Genomic DNA, 21,399 nt, shown 5'->3' with positions numbered 1-21,399 from the left:
GATAAAAACTGGGAATAGTATGCTTCAGAACCAACCGGTATTACGCTGTTTATTGTTAGCCCTGGTTCTTTTTGGAACCGATGCCTCTATGGTGTTAGCTGCAGACCGGCTCAGTACTCCGGCCATATCAACCACCCGGGCTGAACAGGCTCTGTTACTGGATATCTCGAGTGTCGGAGGACAGCTGGTTGCTGTGGGTGATCAGGGGACTATCGTTCGTTCTGGAGATCATGGGGTGACCTGGCAGCAGCTTCAAACCCCGTTCAGTGTGATGCTTACGAGTATTTTCTTTACTGATAATCAATATGGTTGGCTGGTAGGTCATGACGGGCTATTGGCTGAAAGCCAGGATGGTGGTGTTAGCTGGCGTAAGTTGTTAGACGGTGATCAGATTAATCAGCTGCGCTTATCCCGGCTCAAAGCCTGGGTGTCTGAACTGGAAGCTCAGCTGGATTCGGAACCTGACAATGAAACGCTTGCTGAGCAACTTGATACTGCGCAGTGGCAGACTGAAGATGCCGCTGCCGCTCTGGAGGAGGGGCCTTCTGTACCCCTGTTAGATATCTGGTTTGCCGATGCGCAACGAGGTTTTGCTCTGGGTGGTTATGGTTTGTTGTTGAAAACAGAAGATGGGGGGCAGAGCTGGCAGTATTGGGGTGATCGCCTTGATAACCCGGATAGCTTTCACCTTAATGCCATGATCGCCGATCATCGTGGCTATCTGTACGTTATCGGTGAAGCCGGGCTGTTGTTTCGGTCAATCGATCAGGGAGAACATTGGGAACGCCTCGATTCTCCCTACGATGGATCTTTTTTTGCAATTACTGAATACCAAAATAACTTGTACCTGATGGGGTTGCGGGGGCACCTGTATCGCTCGGAAGATGGTCTGGAGTGGCAGACGATAGAAACTGGGTTCAGTGCTTCTCTGGTCGGTGCTATTACCAGCGAGTCGGAACTTCTTTTGCTGGGGCATGGTGGTGTAGTGCTGCAGAGTGAGGATGGTCAGCGGTTCTCCCGAATAGACTCTGGTGGCAGACGGTCAATCAGCGCTGGTGCAGGCCTGCCGGGACAGTATGTTCTGGTTGGTGAAGGTGGAGTGTGGGCCCTGGAGAGCACCAATGAGTAAACTTGTGAATCTACTATTGGCACCGATTAAGGCCTCCGAAGAATTTGCTGAACGTTTTTTGTTTCATCGGCGTATCCTGGTTTTACTCACCTTCTCGTTAGTGACGCTTTTTCTTGCCTGGCAGGCCGCGCAGATTCGCCCGGATGCCAGCTTCGTAAAAATGATCCCCACTTCGCATCCCTATGTTGAAAACTATTTGAAGAACCGTGATGACCTGGCGGGTCTGGGAAATAGTATTCGGGTAGCCGTAGCGGTTAATGACGGTGATATATTTACCGCAGAGTTTCAGCAAACATTGCAACAAATCACTGATGAACTGTTCTTCATTCCCGGTGTGGATCGTGCTGCATTAAAGTCTATCTGGACGCCAAATATACGCTGGACAGAAGTGACTGAAGAGGGGTTTGTTGGCGGTCCGGTTATCCCGGCGGAATACGATGGCTCACCAGAAACGCTTGAGCAGATTCGGGTAAATGTACTTCGTTCGGGTCAGGTGGGCCGTCTGGTCGCGAATGACTTTCGCTCGGCGATTGTCCAGGTGCCGTTGTTTGATAGACATCCTGATACCGGTGATAAACTCAATTATCAGGAGCTATCCCAGCAACTTGAAAGCCTCATACGGGACAAGTACCGCTCAGACAGTATCAATATTCACATCACAGGTTTTGCCAAAGTCGTCGGTGATCTGATTGAGGGTGCGGCGCAGGTGGCTGTGTTCTTTGGTATCGCGATGCTCATTACGCTGGTTCTCCTTTATCTCTATTCGAGAAGCATCACGGGCACGCTGGTACCGCTGGGTTGTTCAGTGATTGCGGTTATCTGGCAGCTGGGATTATTGAAGCTATTAGGCTATGGGTTAGATCCGTATTCAATGCTGGTGCCTTTTTTGGTATTTGCGATAGCGGTAAGTCACGGTGTACAGATCGTTAATACGATTGCCCAGGAAAGCGCCCGGGGTGCAGACAGCTGGCTTGCGGCCCGGCGGGCTTTTCGGGCGTTATATATCCCTGGGTTAACCGCGCTTTTGTCCGACGGTCTTGGTTTTATCACCTTGATCGTGATTGAAATTCAAGTGATTCAGGATCTGGCGATTGCTGCCTCTTTGGGCGTCGCCGTGATTATTTTAACTAACCTGTTTTTATTGCCGGTGATTATGTCGCTGGTAGGAATTGGTGATCATGCCACTCAGCGGGCGCGCCGAGCGGAGCAAAATCAAAATAGTTTTTGGCGAAAACTGACGTGGTTTTCGCAACCTAAGGGGGCTTTGTGTGCGGTTACAATCGCTTTGTTACTGTTAATAGGTGGGTTGTATCAGGGGAAGAATCTACAGATAGGTGATCTGGATACAGGGGCGCCAGAATTGCGCCAGGATTCTCGCTATAACACTGATAACCGCTTCATCACAGAGAATTACTCTACTTCAAGCGATGTTTTTGTGGTGATGGTTACCACGGAGGCAGAACAGTGTTCGAACTTTACTTCACTGGCGTTGGTGGACCGGTTTCAGTATTACCTGACCAATGTTGAGGGCGTGCAATCCAGCGTCTCACTAGCTGATGTGTCTAAACGGGTCACAGCCGGGCTTAATGAGGGTAGTTTAAAGTGGCGGACGGTCAGTCGTAATCAGCTGGTTATTAATGCCTCGCTGTCCTATGTGCCTGCGGGGCTGATGAATCCATCCTGTTCGCTGTTGCCAGTGATTATTTTTCTTGATGATCATAAAGCGGCAACACTCCAGAGAGTGACGGCGGCGGTGGAGCAGTTTGCCGATCAGAATGATTCAGAGCAGATTGTCTTCGAAATGGCGGCCGGTAATTCGGGTTTTGAAGCCGCTACTAATGAGGTGATCGGCACCGCGCAATACCAGATGCTGGCATGGGTGTACGGAGTTGTGGGGCTGCTCTGTTTATTGACTTTCCGTTCTGTGAAAACGCTGATCTGTATTATCGCACCGCTGGCGCTGACATCGATACTCTGTCAGGCGCTGATGGCCAGTATGGGGATTGGTGTGAAAGTGGCGACTCTCCCGGTGATCGCTTTGGGGGTCGGTATCGGGGTGGATTATGGTATCTATATCTACTCTAAAATGAATACCTATCTGGTGCAGGGGCTCCCCCTCAAAGAGGCTTATTTGAATACCCTTGAAACGACCGGGAAATCAGTTGCTTTTACTGGCCTGACCCTGGCGATTGGGGTCGTGCTCTGGGTGTTCTCGCCAATCAAGTTTCAGGCTGATATGGGCATATTGCTTACCTTTATGTTCCTCTGGAATATGTTGGGAGCTTTGATTTTGCTTCCGGCGCTGGCGTGTCTTCTTAATTGTGGCCCGGTTTCGGGGTCTAAACAGCCAATAAGCTCTGACCTGGAGGTGAATGATGTTGTTTAATAAACAGCTCTTGCTGGTTATGGATCAACAGGATCAGGCCTGTCTGGCGTTACAGCGCAGTCGTTTAATTGCGAGTCGTCTGAAGTGTCCGATTGAAATTGTTTGGGTCGGTGATGATGCAGAGAAAGCCAGTCAGCTGGTTATTCAGCTGGAATCGGAGGGGATTGCTGCATCGTTTCGTTGTACGCCTAGGTCTAAGCTGCTGAAGTTATTGGAGGAGCTTTGGTCTCAACAGCATTTTGGGGTGTTAATAAAAAGCTGTGATCCTCGTAAAAGTGGTTTTATGACCTCACTGGATGGGCGGATTTTGCGCGACCTTCCTTGTCCGGTATTGATGGTTAAACATGGTCATCTATGGCGTGAAGGCGTTGTAATGGCAGCGGTGGATCCTCTAACGACAGATCACCATCAGCAGCGACTTAACGACGATCTGTTGAAAGTGGCGGATCAGATAGCGCAGGTGACTAATGCTAATTTGGTTGGAGCGATAGCTTGTCCCTCTCCTATGATGGGTGCGGATCCTCAGTTGCAGTCTGCTGTTTTGATAGAGAAGCAGGCTCGGGGAGCGATGCAGCAATTGCTGTCTCAATTGGCGTTGAAAGTAGAGACTTTGGCGGTGGGAGAGGGGCCGGCGGAACACTGGATTCCTAACGCGGCTGATCAGCTTGATGCCAGGCTGGTGGTCATTGGTACCCGGGCGCATGGTGGGTTGAAAGGGGCTTTGTTGGGTAATACCGCAGAGCGGATTTTGCCCCGATTGGATTGCGATATTTTAGTACTGCGAGCCGGGTTCTCCGAAGGGCTGGTGCCTATCCTGAAACAGTAAAATAGATTTGTTAATAATAAAGCCCGCTAATGCGGGCTTTTTTGTTAATAAATTTGGTATTTAAGATGTTTTTATTTTATTGATTTTATTGGATAAATTGTTCTTAAACTGCTGTTTGGTTTTTTGTGTTAGTAAAACTGAAAGCTTTTGTTATTGGTTAAGCCGGGCGCTTAATAGATCCTAGGCCTATCATATTAATAACAATAGATATCTGTATCTCATGTACAGATAGCGTGACAGATTAACCGAGGTGTAACCATGCCAGATTATAAAGCGCCCCTGAGGGATATTCAGTTTGTACTGGACGAGATGCTGGAGAGTGAGCAGCATTATAAGAGCCTGCCAGGCTGTGAAGAAGCGACTCCGGATATGCTCAGCGCAATTCTGGAAGAGGGCGCAAAATTCTCTGAGCGGGTATTGGCCCCGTTGAATGCAGTGGGGGATCGTGAAGGTTGCCAACTGAATGGGGATGAAGTGACCACGCCCGAAGGTTTTAAAGAAGCCTATCAGCAATTTGTCGAGGGCGGCTGGCCGTCTCTGGCGCACGATCCTAAATGGGGTGGTCAGGGGCTTCCGGAATCGGTTGGCATCATATTGAATGAGTTGGTGGGCACAGCCAACTGGTCCTGGAGTATGTATCCGGGACTCAGCCACGGGGCGATGAATACGATTGAAGCCCACGGTACCGATGATCAGAAGCAAACCTACCTGACTAAGCTTATCAGCGGTGAGTGGACCGGTACTATGTGTCTGACGGAATCCCACTGCGGTACCGATCTGGGAATGTTGAGAACTAAGGCAGAACCTCAGGCAGATGGCAGCTACAAGATAAGCGGCACTAAAATCTTTATCTCGGCGGGTGAGCACGATATGGCTGAGAACATTGTTCATATTGTGTTAGCCCGATTGCCGGATGCCCCGGCTGGTACTAAAGGGATATCTCTGTTTATCGTACCGAAATTTATCCCGCAGGATAGCGGCAATGCAGGTGAGCGGAATAGCCTGAGTTGCGGTGCCCTGGAGCACAAGATGGGGATCCACGGTAATGCGACCTGTGTGATGAACTTTGATGCGGCGACCGGCTACCTTATTGGTGAAGAGAACCGGGGTCTGAACTGCATGTTCACCTTTATGAATACGGCGCGTATTGGTACCGCGCTGCAGGGACTGGCCCATACGGAGTGGGGATATCAGAATTCGCTGGCTTATGCCCGGGATCGTTTGCAGATGCGGGCATTAAATGGACCGGCATGCCCAGAGAAGGCTGCTGACCCAATTATTGTTCATCCCGACGTGCGTCGTATGTTACTAACTCAAAAAGCCTTTGCTGAAGGTGGTCGGGCACTAATCTATTACTGCGCTCAATTAGTGGACAAGGTGGGCCTTACCACGGATGAGAGTGATCGCCAGGAGGCGGATACCCAGTTAGCCTTCCTGACCCCCATAGCTAAAGCCTTTCTGACTGAAACCGGTTTTGAGTCAGCGAATCAGGGGCTGCAGATCTTTGGTGGTCACGGTTATATCAGTGAATGGGGGATGGAGCAGAACGTCCGTGATAGTCGTATCTCCATGTTATATGAGGGTACCACCGGTATTCAGGCACTTGACCTGCTGGGGCGCAAAGTACTGATGACTCAGGGGGAGTCTCTAAAATCCTTCACTAAGGTCGTGCATAAATTCTGTGAATCCCAGGCGGATAACCGGTCGATGCAGTCATTTATCAATCCGCTGTCTCGGTTGAACCGGGAGTGGGGTGAGCTGACCACGCGTATCGGTATGAAAGCGATGCAAAATCGCGAAGAAGTAGGCGCCGCTTCGGTAGATTACCTGATGTACTCGGGCTATATCACGATGGCCTACCTCTGGGCGCGGATGGCGGTGACCGCTCAGGAAAAACTGGCAGCGGGAGAAGGTGATGGCGCTTTTTATGCGGCTAAATTAAAAACCGCTCGATTCTATTTTGAACGAATCCTGCCGCGTACCCGGACTCTCGAAACGACGATCGATTCGGGTGCTGATAACCTGCTGGAAATGGATGAGTCAGAGTTCTCTTTCTGATCAGTGATAAGAGTAAGTATTGAATAACAGATAATGAAATTACTTCGAACCGCAGCAGGTCGGGCGACAGTTTCCGGCCTGCTGAATTTAAATTACAGACTTCGACAGATGATAGCCCCCGGATCTGTGTCGAAAACAACGAATATGGAGAGCATGATGACAGATACTCAGGTGATGTTTGAGGAGATGGCAGGGCGTTTTAACAGTTCAGCCGCTACGGGTTTAGAGGCAGTCTTTCAGTACAAGCTGGAAGAAGGAGAGGCCTATTTTGCGGCCATTTCTGATGGCAACTGTGTACTCGAAAAAGGCGAACATGATGAGCCTAGTGTGGTCTTGTTGATGAATAACCAGACCTTCAGTGATGTCTTGAGTGGGGAAACGAATGGTATGCAGGCTTTTATGAGCGGGCAGATAAGAGCCGAAGGCGATATTATGCTGGCTACCCGCCTGGAAGCCTTGTTTCCAGTAGCATGAATTAAAAAAAACAGCGTTGAGGGATGTTCTTAACTGATTTTATTAGACTTTTTGGTCTGATCTCTTATGCTGAAATAGCAGGTTACTGCACAGAACGATAGATAAAAAATAACAACAATAAGCTGACAGGGTCTGAAAATGGATCAAAAAGCACGTGCCGGGTCGATACCAGAAAGTCTGAATCCCCGGGGGTATAACAATCTGGTCGATGCTTTTAAGCGGATGGCCAGTGACTATTCGAAGCGCACGGCGTTTACCAGTTTTGGCTATGAGATGAGCTACGCAGAACTGGACCGGTTATCCGATGCCTTTGCTGTGTACCTTCAACAGGAAACGGACTTGCAACCCGGTGATCGTATCGCCATTCAGCTGCCCAATTTGAATCAGTATCCTGTTGCCCTGTTTGGTGCGCTGAAAGCTGGTTTAATTGTCGTCAATACGAACCCATTGTATACCCCCAGAGAGCTGGAGAATCAGTTTAATGACTCGGGTGCTAAGGCGTTGGTGGTGTATAAAGGCGTGGCGCATAATGTTGATAAGATTATTGCCAACACCGGCATAAAGTATGTTTTTACCACACAGATTGCCGACCTTCATCCCACATTGAAGCGGGTGCTGATTAATACTGTGGTCAAGTACGTGAAGAAAATGGAGCCGCCTTACCATCTGCCTCAGGCGCTCGAATTACGCGATGTTTTGAATCAGAAAGGTGGTCAGCGACCGAACCTGATGCAATCCCAGCCGGCAGATATTGCGGTGCTTCAATACACCGGTGGTACGACTGGAGTTTCTAAGGGGGCAATGCTAACCCATGCTAACCTACTGTCGAACTTTCTGCAGGGCGTTAAGCTTATTTCCGATGCCGATAAACACTGGGCGGAGAAGGTTGTTGCGCCGTTGCCGCTTTACCATATTTATGCCTTTACTATCACGATGGCGGTACTGGAGTTGGGCGGCAATAATATTCTGATCGCCAACCCCAGGGATATTCCAGGTTTTATCAAAGAACTGCGTAAACATGCTATTTCAGCATTTATCGGCCTGAATACTCTGTTTGTGGCGATATGTAATCACAAAGACAGTTCGGAAATCGATTTTAGTCATTTGAAAGTAACACTGTCCGGCGGCATGGCGCTGACGCTGGATGCGGCGACTGCCTGGGAAAAGCTAACCGGATGTCAGGTGCTGGAGGCTTATGGCCTGACAGAAACCTCACCTGCTGTCGCGATGAATCCACCGAAAAATATAAGAGTGGGTACCATCGGTCCGCCTGTTGCAGAAACTGATGTAAAGATCATTGGCGCCGATGGTCAGGCGCTGCCGACAGGCGAGCCTGGTGAACTTTGTGTAAAAGGCCCGCAAGTGATGTTGGGGTATTGGCAGAGAGAGCAGGCAACTGCCAGTTGCTTTACAGATGATGGCTATTTTATTACGGGTGATGTGGCGATTCTGGAACCTGATGGTTATCTGCGTATCGTTGACCGGGCCAAAGATATGATTAATGTGTCCGGCTTTAATGTTTATCCCAATGAAGTGGAAGATATTGTTACTCAGCATCCAGAGGTGATTGAGTGTGCTGCGATTGGCGAGCCAGATCCCCATAGTGGAGAGGTGGTAAAGCTCTTTGTAGTCACTAGAAATGAGGTCAGTACTGAAGAGATCCGCGCCTGGTGTAAAGAGCGGCTAACACCTTATAAGGTGCCTAAGCTCGTTGAATTTACCGATGATTTGCCTAAGTCAAATGTGGGTAAAGTGTTACGACGGATGCTTCGAAGTGAGAAGCCAGTTTGATCTCTGATCAGCAACCGGTAACGGAGAAAAGTAAATTCCGTTCGCTGTCAAAGCCAGTCCGGCGAAAGTTACAGCACCGGCGTTCAATTGAGAGTTGTGCTTACCTTCGTGACGATGGTTTGTGGGATGTCGAAGCGCGGATGATCGATATAAAAACGGAGACTGTGCCATTACCCCTGCGGGGGGACGTTGCGGCCGGTGAACCCTTTCATGATCTGGGATTGCGGGTGACATTGGATCAGCGATTGCTGATTCATCAGATCGAGGCTTTCATTGATGCTTCTCCTTTCCCTATCTGCGCCAGGATTACTGGATCATTCAGAGTGCTTGAAGGCACTCGTATAGGTCCTGGCTGGCATCGACAGTGCAAAGAACTAACAGGCGGCTTTCGGGGATGTACCCACCTGAATGAGTTGTTACCGGTTATTGCGACCACCGCCATTCAGGCGGTGTGGCCAAATAGTGATCTTGAAGTGATGAAGTTGGGAGCCTCGATGATGGTTAACAGTTGTCACAGTTGGGCGCAGAACAGCGAGGTGATAGAGGAATTGTTACCTGAATATTACACCCCTGAAGTTCCCGATACTTCAATCAAACAGGAATAAGATGTGAGCGAATATTTAAATATCGTAACCCGTGATCGGATATGCCAGATTCTTTTGAACCGTCCGGATAAAAAAAATGCGCTGACCTTGTCAATGTACGAAGGCTTAACTCAGGCATTGAAAGATGCTGATGCTAATCCTGATGTCAGAGTTATTCTACTGGGGTCTACCGGCGATAGCTTTTGTTCGGGTAATGATATTGGTGATTTTATTGGCGCAATTAACTCACCCAATGCGGTGCAGGCCCCGTTGCAGTTTCTGCAAACCATTTCATCACTGATTAAGCCTGTTGTTGCGGTTGTACCGGGTGTGGCAGTAGGTATAGGCGTCACTATGCTGCTTCATTGTGATCTGGTCATCGCTAGTGATCAGGCGAATTTTCAATTGCCATTCGCCCGTCTTGGCTTGGTTCCTGAAGGTGGCGCTAGTTTGATAGTACCGCAGCTCGTAGGGCATCGGCGGGCTTTTGAGTTGCTGGTGATGGGTGAGTCTTTTAGTGCTGTTACAGCCGCTGATCTGGGGATAATCAACCGTACAGTGGAGCAAAATCGTTTGCAGGAGCAGTCGCTGTTGGAAGCGGGCAAGCTGGCTAGTCTGGCTCCCGATGCCGTACGGCAGAGTAAAGCGATGCTGCGAAGTGTATCGCAGTCGCAAATGCAGGAAGTGTTGTTAGCCGAGGTAGAACAATTTGCAGCTCGCTTAAAATCGGAAGAAGCGATGGAAGCTCTGCAAGCGTTTATGCAAAAAAGGGAACCGGATTTTTCCCGCTTTTAAGTTCAGGAGGAAAATTACCTGCGTGGGCTAATACTTATTCCCTTTGTGGCGAAGTAACAGATCGCCATAGAGGGACTTAATCTCGGCAATGTCCTTTTCAGCATTTCCGGTGGTACTAAAACTGCGGTATATGCCTGCCTGGCGAGTTTTCCAATCAATATAAGCCGGTAATATTGGTACGTTTGCCTGATGGGCAATATGGTAAAAACCGGTTTTCCACTCATCTACTTGTGAACGGGTGCCTTCAGGCGCAATGACGAGATAAAGCTGCTCAGCATTGTTGAATTGAGAGGCGGCTTGAGTAACCACATTGAGCGATTTCGAGCGATCTATCGGGATGCCACCCAGCCACATCATTAGTGATCGGAAAGGGAATTTAAAAATCTGTACTTTACCCATCCAGTAAATCGGCATGTCCTGGCTGAAACCCAGCATTAAAGCATAGGGAAGATCCCAGTTGCTGGTGTGAGGCGCCCCAATAAGTACCCCTTTATCAACACCCTCAATTGCTGAAAAGTCCAGTTGCCACCCTTTGGCTTGTAAAAATTTGCGGCAAAGCCTGCGCAGTGCTGGCTTGAGAAATGGGCTGTCAAAAATAGTTGAATGCATACAGGGTTTACTAGGTTCTTTGCGGGCTTCCAGAGCATTGTAGAGTTATTTGGCTAAATCGGATACGCATCGGTTAGCCAGGTGGGGTGTAAGCTGTTAGATAACGTGGTTTAAATATTTTTCATGCGCATAAATGTTATTTTTTCTACTATAGTAACTTTATGTTTTTTAAGTATTTATTATTTGTTTAATCGTTTTTGTTACTGATTAAGATATTTTTTGTTATTGCTGGAAAATAACCGGCGACTAGTATTAGAAAGTCTGAACTGTGCGTATGTTTACCTGTTTCTTTTTCTATCAACAGTCCACCGCACAGATGAGGGTTAACAATAATTATCCTGGGTATGGAGTACACCATGCAATTTGAAGGTCAGGCTATTCGGGTTCAAAAGATTGATAGTGGCTTATACGAGCTGATATTTGATCTTCAGACTGAACCTGTGAATAAGTTTAATCAGCTTACTCTGAGTGAGCTGAAAGATGCGGTAACACAGCTGAGTGCTGTTAAAGATATTAAAGGGGTGTTGTTTAGCAGCGCCAAAGACAGCTTTATTGTGGGTGCTGATATTACCGAGTTCAGCTCATTGTTTGACCGTGGTGAAGCTGGGCTGGTTGAAAAATTGCTGGAAAATCATGCCATCTTTAACGCTGTGGAAGATCTGCCTTGTCCGACGGTGGTTGCGATTAATGGCCTCGCGCTGGGTGGTGGTTTTGAACTTTGTCTGGCTGCTGACTATCGGGTGATGGGTGAAAAGGCCAAAGTGGGTCTGCCGGAAGTTAAGCTGGGCATTAATCCAGGTTGGGGCGGGATTGTTCGCCTGCCACGCCTGATCGGTATCGATAATGCTCATGAATGGATCTGTACCGGGGTTGAAAAACGCGCAGCGGCGGCATTGAAAGATGGTGCCGTAGATGCCGTCGTTGCACAGGAGCAGGTACGTGAGGCGGGATTAGACCTGTTACGTCAGTGTGCAGAAGGTAAATTTGATTATCAGGCCAGGCGGACTGAGAAACAGAGCCCTGTAAAGCTTAATCAGATTGAGCAGATGATGGCATTTGAAACCGCTAAAGGGATGATCGGTGCCAAAGCAGGGCCTCATTATCCGGCCCCTTTGCAAGCGGTTAAAACGATTCAGAAATCCTGTGGTATGAACCGTGATCAGGCGATTCTTGCAGAGATTAAAGGGGTAGCTAAACTGGCTTCCGGCCCGGTAGTGAAAGCGCTGGTCGGATTGTTTATGAAAGACCAGTACGTCAAAAAGGTCAGTAAAGGTCATGTGGCTAAGGCGGCTCAAGTCAACCAAGCCGCTGTACTGGGTGCCGGGATTATGGGCGGAGGAGTAGCTTACCAGTCCGCATCGAAGGGTGTGCCTATCCTGATGAAAGATATTAACGAGGCCGCTATTCAATTAGGCCTTGATGAGGCCAATAAGCTACTAGCGGGTCAGTTAAAGCGGGGCCGTACAGATGCGGCTAAGATGGCCGCAACGATTAACCGCATCCGTCCCACACTGAGCTATGGCGATTTTGGCAATGTTGACCTGGTAGTTGAAGCGGTGGTTGAAAATCCGAAAGTGAAACAGATGGTGCTGGCCGAAGCTGAGACTCATCTTGCGGATGATGCGGTGCTGGCATCAAACACCTCTACTATCTCGATTAATGCGCTGGCGAAGTCTCTGAAACGTCCGGAAAATTTCTGTGGTATGCATTTCTTTAATCCGGTTCATAAAATGCCGCTGGTGGAGGTTATTCGTGGCGAAAAGACCTCGGACGAAACGATTGCCCGTACGGTGTCTTACGCGACCGCAATGGGTAAAACCCCGATCGTAGTAAATGACTGTCCTGGATTTTTAGTCAATCGGGTGCTGTTTCCCTATTTTGGTGGCTTCAGTGGTTTATTGCAGGATGGCGCAGATTTCCGCAACGTAGATAAAGTAATGGAGCGGTTCGGCTGGCCAATGGGCCCAGCGTATCTGTTGGATGTTGTTGGTATCGATACAGCGCATCATGCGGATCAGGTGATGGCTGCAGGTTTTCCTGAACGGATGTCCCACGAAGGTGAGTCGGTGATTGATCGGATGTATTCACTGGAGCGCTTCGGTCAGAAAAACGGTAAAGGTTTTTATCGCTACGAGCTTGATCGAAAGGGTAAGCTGGCTAAACGGGCAGATGATGAAGTGGATGCCTTGCTGGAAAGTTGTGTGGGTGCGGCTTGTGAATTTACTGATCAGACGATTATTGAACGAATGATGATCCCGCTGTGCATCGAAACGGTTCGCTGCCTTGAGGAGGGTATTGTTGCATCACCGGCAGAAGCTGATATGGCGATGATATATGGAATTGGTTTCCCTCCGTTCCGAGGTGGTGTGTTCCACTATCTGGATGAGATGGGACTGGCAGCATTTTGTGAAATGACTGCTAAGTACGAAGCGTTGGGGCCGTTGTACCAGCCAACTGAAAAGATGCAACAGATGGCAGCTAACGCCACTAAGTACTTTAACTAAGGAGGAATCGAAGATGAGTCTGAATCCAAATGATGTTGTCATCGTCGATGCGGTACGTACCCCGATGGGTAAGTCTAAAGGCGGTTCCTTCCGTAATGTCCGGGCTGAAGCGTTGTCTGCCCGTGTGATGAATGGGCTGCTGGAACGTAATCCGAATGTAAATCCTGCGGAAATTGAAGATGTTATCTGGGGCTGTGTGAACCAGACCAAAGAGCAGGGATTTAATGTGGGTCGTAATGCGGCTGTTTTAGCGGGTTTACCCCACAGTGTGGCTGCTCAGACCCTCAATCGTTTGTGTGGCTCGTCTATGGCTGCACTGCATACGGCGGCTCAGGCGATCATGAGTGGTAACGGCGATCTGTTTATGGTCGGAGGTGTCGAACATATGGGGCACCTGGATATTATGCACGGTGTTGATATTAATCCGGAGATGAGTAAGCAGGTGGCCAAGGCTGCCATGATGATGGGTCTCACCGCTGAAATGCTGGGTAAGATGAACATGGTTAGCCGGGAGGAACAGGATGCCTTTGGTGCCCGTTCCCACCGTCTGGCGGATGAAGCCCGTCGTGAAGGCCGTTTTGATAACGAGATCGTTGCTGTTGAAGGCCATGATGTGAATGGCTTTAAAATTCTGCTGGAGCAGGATGAAGTGATTCGTCCTGAGACGACTGTGGAAGCCCTTGCAGCGCTGAAACCGGTGTTTGTACCGAAAGTCGGTACGGTGACAGCAGGGACGTCCTCAGCCTTCTCTGATGGTGCATCGGCGATGCTGATGATGTCAGCAGCGAAAGCTCAATCTCTGGGGCTCAAGCCGAGAGCGAAGATTCGCTCAATGGCGGTGGCAGGCTGTGATCCTTCTATCATGGGCTATGGGCCTGTTCCTGCAACCCAGAAAGCGTTGAAACGTGCCGGGCTGCGTATTGAGGATATCGACTATGTCGAACTCAACGAGGCTTTCGCGGCTCAGGGGCTTGCGGTATTGAAAAATCTTAAATTGATGGATCAGATGGAGGCCAAAGTTAACCTTAATGGCGGTGCTATCGCTCTGGGCCATCCGTTAGGTTGTTCCGGTACACGGATCTCCACCACATTGCTGAATGTGATGGAACAGAATAACGGCACTTTAGGCCTGGCGACTATGTGTATCGGTATGGGGCAGGGTATTGCGACTGTTTTCGAACGGCTCAACTAAGCCTGATACATCCAGGTAAGTAACTACCCGGATTGCCGCTTACGTGAAAACCCCGGATACTGCGTCTTATCGCTTTTGTATTCGGGGTTTTTTATTTGAATTTCTTTGCGCATCTTGTGTTGGCTGAGCCTACGGTTGAATCTCGCGTGGGGAATCTGCTGGGTGACTTTGCCCGTGGCGTTAACCAGCATAGCCTTACCGCTGATGTTCTTCAGGGCTTAATCAACCACCGACGGGTAGATCAGTTTACCGATCAGCACCCGCAGGTTCTGCAGATGAAGCGTAGCTTCACTACTCAAAGGCGACGTTTTGCCGGTATTGCGCTGGATGTTTTGTTTGATCATTATTTGCTTAAGCACTGGTCTCTGTATAGCAAACAGCCTAAACAACAGGTGGTTAACGACCTATATCGGGACCTCTTGGCAGGTCAGTCAATGATGCCGGAGAGGATGCAGCAGGTGACCCTGAGAATGATTGAGAGTGACTGGTTCAGGGCTTATGAAACACTGGACGGTGTTGCTTATGCGCTGGAACGGGTTGCGGGAAGAATACGCTTTGGCAATAACTTTGGTGGCGTGGGGGAGGAGCTTGCGCTGCACTACCCCCAGTTTGAAACCGGTTTTAAACAGTTTCTGCCTGACCTTATTGAACAGTTCTCATCACCTTATATCGCGGATGGGAAAGCTGATCAAACAGGTGGTTAGCTTTTTCGTTGAGCCAGGCGGGCTTGTAGGGAACTGATAAGCTCCTGCTGTCCCACGCCAGGCTGTTTTTTTGCAGGTGTTGCGGTATTACGATAACGGGCAATGCTGTGAGCAATTTTTTGCTCTTTGTTTAGCCCTGCGTGTTCCTTAAAGCGAACACCCGATGTGACTTTTTCGGTCAATGGCAACCCAGCCGTACCGCTGGTTTTTTCCTGTTGCATTAGTGAGATATCTGCACTTAGCTTGATATCTCTATCCAGCTCCAATCGAGTCTCTTTTAAAGGCGCTACCGGCTTCTTGATCGACAGGGTCGTGCGGCCGATGGCAGACTTGGGCTTGGCTTTAGGTTTGGTCTTTCGCAGTCCCTGAGCCCGGGCATCGATACGTGACATGACGTCCGCCATCTCCTGGGCTTCTGCTTTTTGGCGAGAGATTTTCCCGGCTTCGCGAGATTCCCGTTCCTGCTCAATTTTTTCCCGTATCAGCTTTTCCTGCTTGGCAGAACCGACTTTACCATCGGCGAGTTTTGGCGTGGCTGATCTGGCCGCTGGTTTAGCGGTTTTAGGTTTTGCCTTGGATGTTTTGCTGCGTTTACGGGAATCCATTCTGGCAAGTACTTTTGCCATCTCCAGCGTTTCTTTGCGCTCGCGGGCAATTCTTTCTTCCAGTTCTGAGTCACGTTTCTGGGCGAGCAGCTTCAGATCGGTTTCAGTCGGATTTGATACGGTGGTGGAAGAGCCTGTTACTTCACCCTTCAGTTGGGCTTTCTGTTCGGCTTCTTCAAGCAAAGCTAACGCAGCCTTACGCTCACTGGCGCTCTGGCGATGGGCTTTGCTGGGTTTCGGTTTGGTAATCAGTCCTTGCAGGCTTTTGCCGTTAAAGGTCTCCAGCGCATCAGCAGTGAGTTCTCGGGCTTCACTCAGGTTTTCAGCGAAACCCCACTCTGTAAAGGTAAAGCAGTTAGCGCCTGAAGTGCGAATGTCATCGTAGAGATCTGCTTCCACGCCGGACTCTGCGGCGATGAGCAAGGTTTCCCAATGGCTGTCTATATCATTGCGGGTTGAACCTACATAGACCTGGTTTGAAGCTGTGTTGGTAATGGTGAAAATGATCAAGGTATTACTCGGTGTCACTGGAAAAAGAGGGCGTATTATAGAGATCGAAAAGGTAAAGGTAAGACTTGAAATTTAGTTTTTTTCCGACTGAAAAATGGGCGTGCCGATCATTGTCGTAAGAATGTTTTTCCGGATAAAAATGAAGGCAGGATGGATGCTAGGAAAACTGTTGAATTATCAAGCTTTAACGACTTAATCTGGCAATTATTTCGGCCAGCTGCTTGTACTCAGAATACGTTTCTATCGTGGGTTTACGCAGAGCATAAGGCACTTTAGCCAGACCATTTTTTTTGCCCTCCGGTAGCAGCTGTTGCCAGGCGGCTTTAAATTGTGGATCCTGATCTAATAATTGCTGGCATGGGGTACTGCTCCAGATCTGGCTGAGTTGAGTACTCTGTTGGGCCTGCTCCAGGCAGTTATTAATCAGAGGGCGTTGTTTGAGAATGTACACCGCAGCAGAGCGCGGGTCTTCCAGTTGCATGCCAAGAGCCTGTGATGTGAAACAGGTTAGCGCCATAGATAGTGCGATAAATCGTGTCAGAGGTTGAAATACAGACAAACTGCGGCTCCTGATATAACTAATATCTGTTGCCAACAGTTTATCCTATTTTCTAAAAAAATCCTCAGTCCTGTTCTATGAGAAAGCGTTAAGTCAATCGTTGCTATTCATTGAGTTGGCTTAACAATTCTGCATAGCCTTCATTGGCCATCTCTTCCCTGGGGATAAAGCGCAGTGATGCGGAGTTGATACAGTAACGCAACCCTGTGGGCTGGGGGCCGTCATTGAACAGGTGTCCCAAATGAGAATCTGCATGTTGACTGCGCACTTCGGTACGGGTCATAAAAAACTTCGTATCGGTATGTTCCGAGATAGACGCAGAGGAAATAGGCCGGGAAAAACTCGGCCAGCCAGTGCCTGACTTAAATTTATCCTTAGAGGAGAACAATGGCTCGCCACTGACGATGTCAACGTAGATCCCCTCCCGCTTTTCGTTCCAGAATTCATTTTGATAGGCCCGCTCAGTACTGTCCTGCTGTGTGACTTGGTATTGCAGGTCAGTCAGCGTCTGGCGTAGTTCATTATCGGAAGGCTTTTTGAATGCCTGAAAGCGTTCACTGAGGCTGACATGCGTTGCCGGGTTTGCTTTCTGGCCACGGCCAAAGGTTGTAAAGTCGGGGTGTAACTGATCGCCCCAGGTTTTTTCCAGATATTGGTCGCGGCCTGAATTAAAACGGTAGTACTTATACCTGATAGGGTTACGCTTGTAATAGTCCTGATGATAGTCTTCCGCCGGATAAAAAACGGTTAACTTTGTGAGTTCGGTTGCCAGAGGCTTACTATAACGTCCTGAAGCCGCCAGTGTGGCCATGGATTGTTCTGCCAGCCCCCGCTGCTGCTCATTATGATAGAACACTGCCGGACGGTACTGTGTCCCTCTATCTACAAATGAACCTTTGCCGTCGGTTGGGTCCATCTGTCTCCAGAGTGATTGCAGTAAGCCTTCATAGGTAATAACCTGAGGATCATAGTAAACCTGAACCACTTCAGTATGCCCGGTGACGCCTGAAGAGACCTCTCCATAGGTAGGGTTTTCTTTCTGTCCACCGGCATATCCTGAAATCGCCTCCTTAACACCGGGCAATTTTTCGAATCCAGATTCGGTACACCAGAAGCAACCGCCTGCAAAGGTGGCTACTTTCAGGCCTTGCTGTTGCAGGTCAGTTCGTTGAACCTGATCAGAGTTGCTGACAGGCCCCGCAATAACAGTAACAACGCTTACGCCTGTAAGGAGTAGTAACGCTGCAGCTATCTTCATTTTCATCTCTAATATCTCCAATAAATTCTGTTGTAAAAAGCGTATAAAAAGCTGATTAAGAAAATTGTCATTAGTTGCAAGATACATCCGGGTCATGAAATAAAACTGAAAATACCAAAATGGTGAGACTGGCTTTGACCCATCAGGGTGGCTGTAGTATTTCTTAGGTAAGATAATTTTTTGCGATGGAGGTTAGATGACTGCAGATACCGAAACAGTGGTATTGAAGGAGTTACCAAAGATTGATCAGGGTAGCGTTATTCAGGTGAGTGATACCAGAGGCGAACTAAAATATGTATCTCGTTTTTTTGGTATTGATGGTCAGGTCATCATCACGCGCTTACCGGCCGTGTCGCAATTGAAGAAAGCAGGGATGGGGTCGGATGAATTAACCTATAGAGATTGCTTTAAAGGTAATCGCAAACTGGTGATGCGGTTGATCTCTAATGGCCGGGTGTTTGCTTTTGAAAGTCAGGTTGTTGACCTGTTTCTTAAGGGAGGGAAGCTATTAATATCTAGCTATCCGAAAGAAATTCAGTCACGTTTGTTACGTAAAGAACCTCGTTACCCCTGTGCTATTCCAGCTGAATTGGTAGCCGGAGAAATGAACGTTGAGTGTGTCATGATAAATTTCAGTACCGGAGGCTGTTTGTTAAAAGTCACTGACGATGAGACGCTTCAGTCAATGACCTCTGTTAAGAGTGAGAATCAGGATTGCGTACTAAAGCTTCAGCTGCCTTTTGATGAAAGTGCGTCAGACATCAAGGTCCGGCTCATGTCTATCTCTGCCGGAGAGCAGCAACTGGGTCTTGCGTTTACGGATGGCCGGGAAGTGATCCAGCGTTATATCACCGCGCTTAAACTGGATTCGATTAGCGACTACTTCTGATTCAGGCGAGAATTACCTGATCGCTCGCCTCTTGTCTGACGCTGCCAATGATGCAGGCCTGTGAATAACCTGAGGCCTGCAATTCCCCTACCACTTGCTCCGCCTGCTCTGCACTGACAGCCGCCAGGAGCCCGCCGGCGGTCTGCGGGTCGAAAAGTACTTCAGTTAAGATCTCTCCATCGAATTCGTGAATGTTCAATACAGAGTGCTCAAATTTTCGGTTTTGTGGATGTAGCGAACTGAAAATTCCTGCTCGTAAGCAAGCCAGCGTACCGTCTAGCAGGGGAAGTTTTGCCAACCTTAAGCGCACGCTTAGCCCTGAGCCATTCAGCATTTCGTGCAGATGACCGACTAAGCCAAACCCTGTTACATCGGTGCAGGCATGGGCACCTGCTGCCGTCAGAATCTGGCTGGCCTGATAATTTGAATGCAACATCTGCTTTAGTGCCAGGCTGATCCAGTGCCCCTGTGCCTGACTGCGCATATCGCTGGCAAACAGGGTGCCGGTTCCCAGAGGTTTAGTGAGAATTAGCTTATCACCCGGTTGCAGTCCCTGTTTGGTCAATAGCTGTTGTCGGTCTGCCAGACCGTTGATAGTAAAACCTAATGTAAGCTCTGTCCCTTCAGACGTGTGGCCACCGATCAGGCCGATGTTACACGCGGAGAGTACTTTGGAAGCACCTAGCAGCAGGTGGCGCAGACGTTGCTCAATAATTTCATCGCTGGCGTGGGGCAGGCTGACCAGGGCTTGTGCGCTATGGGGTTGTGCGCCCATAGCGAAGATATCGCCCAGAGCATGGTTCGCCGCGATCTGCCCAAAGAGAAAGTCATCGTTGACCAGTTGCCGAAAACTATCGACGGATTGAACCAGGAGCTTACCTTCAGGTACGTCGATAACGGCCGCGTCATCCGGCCGGTTCAGGCCAATCTCAATATCATTGGGAGGTGGGGGAAGTTGTTTCAGTACCCGGTTTAGGATGCTATGGCCAACTTTTGCGCCGCAACCGCCGCAGCGCATATCGGGATTTTCGATTTTAAGCTGGGTACCGGGAGTCTGATCGGGTAGCTCGGTCAGATCACTGAAACGGCGCATAAATCTTTGGTCAATACTGTCTTTCCAGCGCCAGACCCAGTCACCTGCAAGGCTAAAAGGCCCTTTTGAAGCTACCGCAAAGCGATCGCCGGTACTGACCAGACTGAGAAACTGTTTCTGTGGTTTGTGACGAATAAAGGCCTGACCTGTTAATGCTGCCTGTAAATTGTGGGCCAGCGGTGCACCCTGGCGTACCGCAAAGACACCGGCCTTGGGGCGTGGATAGTTCACCATATCGGCGATATCGCCACAGGCAAAAATATCGGGATGGGACAGTGATTGCAGGTAGTCATTGACCCGAATACAACCATTATCTGAGCATTCCAGCCCTGCGCTGGCTGGCCACCCAGCCCCCTGGGCTGCGGTTGCCCAGATAATTTCATCCAGTTCAACCGTCTGTCCTGTTTCGCTGATGACCCGGCCCTGCTTTACCTGAGACACCCGAAAACCTTTGTGTAGCTTGATGTTTCGATCCTGAAGTACTTTTAGGTAACGCTTTTGAACTCGTGGATTATGGCTCGGAAGAACCTGTTGTGGCCCGCTGATAATATGAAAATGTAGGTGATCTGTGCTGCGCTGCTGTTTTTTTAACATTTTATACAGCTTGTACTGCATTGCGAGAAGGACTTCGACAGCACTGGCTCCCCCTCCGACAGTACCGATATGGATCTCCTGACTATCATCGCCTTGCATCACTTTATTCTGTAGCGCTTCCCAGTAACTAAGGAGCTGTCGGACCGGTTTTACCGGGGTTGAGAATTCAGTCGCACCGGGAATAGCGGAAAGGTCGGGGGTGGAACCGGTATCGATGCTGAGCAGGTCATAACTGAAGTCAGGGTGGTTCAGGCATTGGACAGTGCGATTTGTTGGGTCGATTCCGGTGACGGAATCTTCAATAAAATCAATTCCGGCATAGCGACAGAAACGCCCCAGATCGATATGGATCTGATCGAAATTATAGTGTCCGGCTATCAGGCCGGGCAGCATGCCTGAATAGGGGGTTTGAACCAGGTTGGATATCAGCGTGATGCGGACGCCTGCGGGTTTCTTCATCGCCATCATCAATAAAGCGATGGCATGTGCGTGTCCCCCACCAATAAATATCAGGTGTTGGGTTGCCGGGGTCAGGTCCTGTTGCATTGCTGATTAGCCTGTCAAAAAGTTCGCTCTATAGTAGCGAAAAACTGGCAGGAGATAAGAAAAAAATACCGGCTGACTGCACCTGGTCAATAAAAATAAACCAGTGAAGGTGCGGAAGAATTAGAAATCCGGCTCTGGATGTTATTTTGGTCATAAATTAGACCGGGTTCATAAAGGACTGTGTTATAGGCTTTCTGTGGATTTATAAGTGGCTATACAGTGGTTTTCCCATAGGCTATCCACAGGAATCGGGGATAAATATCTTATGCACAGCTTACGTAGCGAACAGAATA

General features: G+C 49.0%; 17 protein-coding genes. 12 read left to right on the top strand and 5 right to left on the bottom strand.

What is annotated here, in order from left to right; translation table 11 throughout:
- Nucleotides 1-19 precede the first annotated feature (19 nt).
- The 8 genes from AMJAP_RS15240 to AMJAP_RS15205 all read left to right on the top strand — a co-directional run bounded on the left by AMJAP_RS15240 (nucleotide 20) and on the right by AMJAP_RS15205 (nucleotide 10,043).
- A complete protein-coding gene (locus tag AMJAP_RS15240) occupies nucleotides 20-1,129 on the top strand; it encodes a WD40/YVTN/BNR-like repeat-containing protein (protein ID WP_019622587.1) in 1,110 nt (369 codons plus the stop codon).
- On the top strand, nucleotides 1,122-3,515 hold the full coding sequence (locus AMJAP_RS15235) for an efflux RND transporter permease subunit (protein ID WP_019622588.1): 2,394 nt from the start codon (nucleotides 1,122-1,124) through the stop codon (nucleotides 3,513-3,515). The genes AMJAP_RS15240 and AMJAP_RS15235 overlap by 8 nt, the downstream gene beginning before the upstream one ends.
- The gene (locus tag AMJAP_RS15230) at nucleotides 3,502-4,341 is read left to right on the top strand and encodes a universal stress protein (RefSeq protein WP_083935393.1); all 840 of its coding nucleotides are present in this window, start codon (nucleotides 3,502-3,504) and stop codon (nucleotides 4,339-4,341) included. Before AMJAP_RS15235 ends, AMJAP_RS15230 begins: the two co-directional genes overlap by 14 nt.
- A gap of 258 nt (nucleotides 4,342-4,599) precedes the next feature.
- Nucleotides 4,600-6,399 (top strand): acyl-CoA dehydrogenase C-terminal domain-containing protein, encoded by a 1,800-nt coding sequence (locus AMJAP_RS15225; RefSeq protein WP_019622590.1) that lies wholly within the window; start codon nucleotides 4,600-4,602, stop codon nucleotides 6,397-6,399.
- A 33-nt stretch (nucleotides 6,400-6,432) separates the two neighbouring features.
- Entirely contained in the window at nucleotides 6,433-6,873 is a 441-nt protein-coding gene (locus AMJAP_RS15220) for an SCP2 sterol-binding domain-containing protein (RefSeq protein WP_019622591.1), read from the top strand.
- A gap of 138 nt (nucleotides 6,874-7,011) precedes the next feature.
- Nucleotides 7,012-8,664, top strand: a complete 1,653-nt coding sequence (locus AMJAP_RS15215) for a long-chain-fatty-acid--CoA ligase (RefSeq protein ID WP_019622592.1) — start codon at nucleotides 7,012-7,014, stop codon at nucleotides 8,662-8,664.
- The gene (locus tag AMJAP_RS15210; RefSeq protein WP_019622593.1) at nucleotides 8,661-9,269 is read left to right on the top strand and encodes a DUF2889 domain-containing protein; all 609 of its coding nucleotides are present in this window, start codon (nucleotides 8,661-8,663) and stop codon (nucleotides 9,267-9,269) included. The genes AMJAP_RS15215 and AMJAP_RS15210 overlap by 4 nt, the downstream gene beginning before the upstream one ends.
- A gap of 3 nt (nucleotides 9,270-9,272) precedes the next feature.
- Entirely contained in the window at nucleotides 9,273-10,043 is a 771-nt protein-coding gene (locus tag AMJAP_RS15205) for an enoyl-CoA hydratase-related protein (protein ID WP_019622594.1), read from the top strand.
- A gap of 27 nt (nucleotides 10,044-10,070) precedes the next feature.
- Here AMJAP_RS15205 and AMJAP_RS15200 read toward each other — a convergent pair whose 3' ends face one another.
- A complete protein-coding gene (locus AMJAP_RS15200; protein WP_019622595.1) occupies nucleotides 10,071-10,652 on the bottom strand; it encodes a lysophospholipid acyltransferase family protein in 582 nt (193 codons plus the stop codon).
- Between the two features lie 356 nt (nucleotides 10,653-11,008).
- Here AMJAP_RS15200 and fadB point away from each other — a divergent pair, with 356 nt between their 5' ends.
- From fadB to AMJAP_RS15185, 3 genes are all read left to right on the top strand, one after another.
- Entirely contained in the window at nucleotides 11,009-13,156 is a 2,148-nt protein-coding gene (gene fadB / locus AMJAP_RS15195) for a fatty acid oxidation complex subunit alpha FadB (RefSeq protein WP_019622596.1), read from the top strand.
- 13 nt (nucleotides 13,157-13,169) lie between these two features.
- Nucleotides 13,170-14,348, top strand: a complete 1,179-nt coding sequence (gene fadA / locus AMJAP_RS15190) for an acetyl-CoA C-acyltransferase FadA (RefSeq protein WP_019622597.1) — start codon at nucleotides 13,170-13,172, stop codon at nucleotides 14,346-14,348.
- Between the two features lie 95 nt (nucleotides 14,349-14,443).
- Nucleotides 14,444-15,052 (top strand): acyl carrier protein phosphodiesterase, encoded by a 609-nt coding sequence (locus AMJAP_RS15185; protein WP_019622598.1) that lies wholly within the window; start codon nucleotides 14,444-14,446, stop codon nucleotides 15,050-15,052.
- On the opposite strand, the gene AMJAP_RS15180 is transcribed toward AMJAP_RS15185, so the two are convergent.
- From AMJAP_RS15180 to msrB, 3 genes are all read right to left on the bottom strand, one after another.
- On the bottom strand, nucleotides 15,049-16,167 hold the full coding sequence (locus AMJAP_RS15180) for a GIY-YIG nuclease family protein (protein WP_019622599.1): 1,119 nt from the start codon (nucleotides 16,165-16,167) through the stop codon (nucleotides 15,049-15,051). The two genes, AMJAP_RS15185 and AMJAP_RS15180, sit on opposite strands and share 4 nt — an antisense overlap.
- Before the next feature lie 184 nt (nucleotides 16,168-16,351).
- Nucleotides 16,352-16,726 carry a hypothetical protein gene (locus tag AMJAP_RS15175; RefSeq protein ID WP_156815241.1) on the bottom strand — a complete coding sequence of 125 codons (375 nt, stop codon included), beginning with the start codon at nucleotides 16,724-16,726 and terminating at the stop codon, nucleotides 16,352-16,354.
- 103 nt (nucleotides 16,727-16,829) lie between these two features.
- Entirely contained in the window at nucleotides 16,830-17,990 is a 1,161-nt protein-coding gene (gene msrB, locus AMJAP_RS17875; protein WP_026340210.1) for a peptide-methionine (R)-S-oxide reductase MsrB, read from the bottom strand.
- Nucleotides 17,991-18,180: 190 nt separating this feature from the next.
- Here msrB and AMJAP_RS15165 point away from each other — a divergent pair, with 190 nt between their 5' ends.
- Nucleotides 18,181-18,873 carry a PilZ domain-containing protein gene (locus tag AMJAP_RS15165; protein ID WP_019622602.1) on the top strand — a complete coding sequence of 231 codons (693 nt, stop codon included), beginning with the start codon at nucleotides 18,181-18,183 and terminating at the stop codon, nucleotides 18,871-18,873.
- A gap of 1 nt (nucleotide 18,874) precedes the next feature.
- Here the strand turns inward: AMJAP_RS15165 and selD are convergent, their stop codons facing one another.
- Entirely contained in the window at nucleotides 18,875-21,106 is a 2,232-nt protein-coding gene (gene selD / locus AMJAP_RS15160; RefSeq protein WP_019622603.1) for a selenide, water dikinase SelD, read from the bottom strand.
- Nucleotides 21,107-21,399 lie beyond the last annotated feature (293 nt).

Origin of the sequence: Amphritea japonica ATCC BAA-1530 (assembly GCF_016592435.1) — a bacterium.
Taxonomy (GTDB): domain Bacteria; phylum Pseudomonadota; class Gammaproteobacteria; order Pseudomonadales; family Balneatricaceae; genus Amphritea; species Amphritea japonica.
Note: the sequence above shows the minus strand (reverse complement) of the source record. Positions and strands in the feature narration are given on the sequence as shown.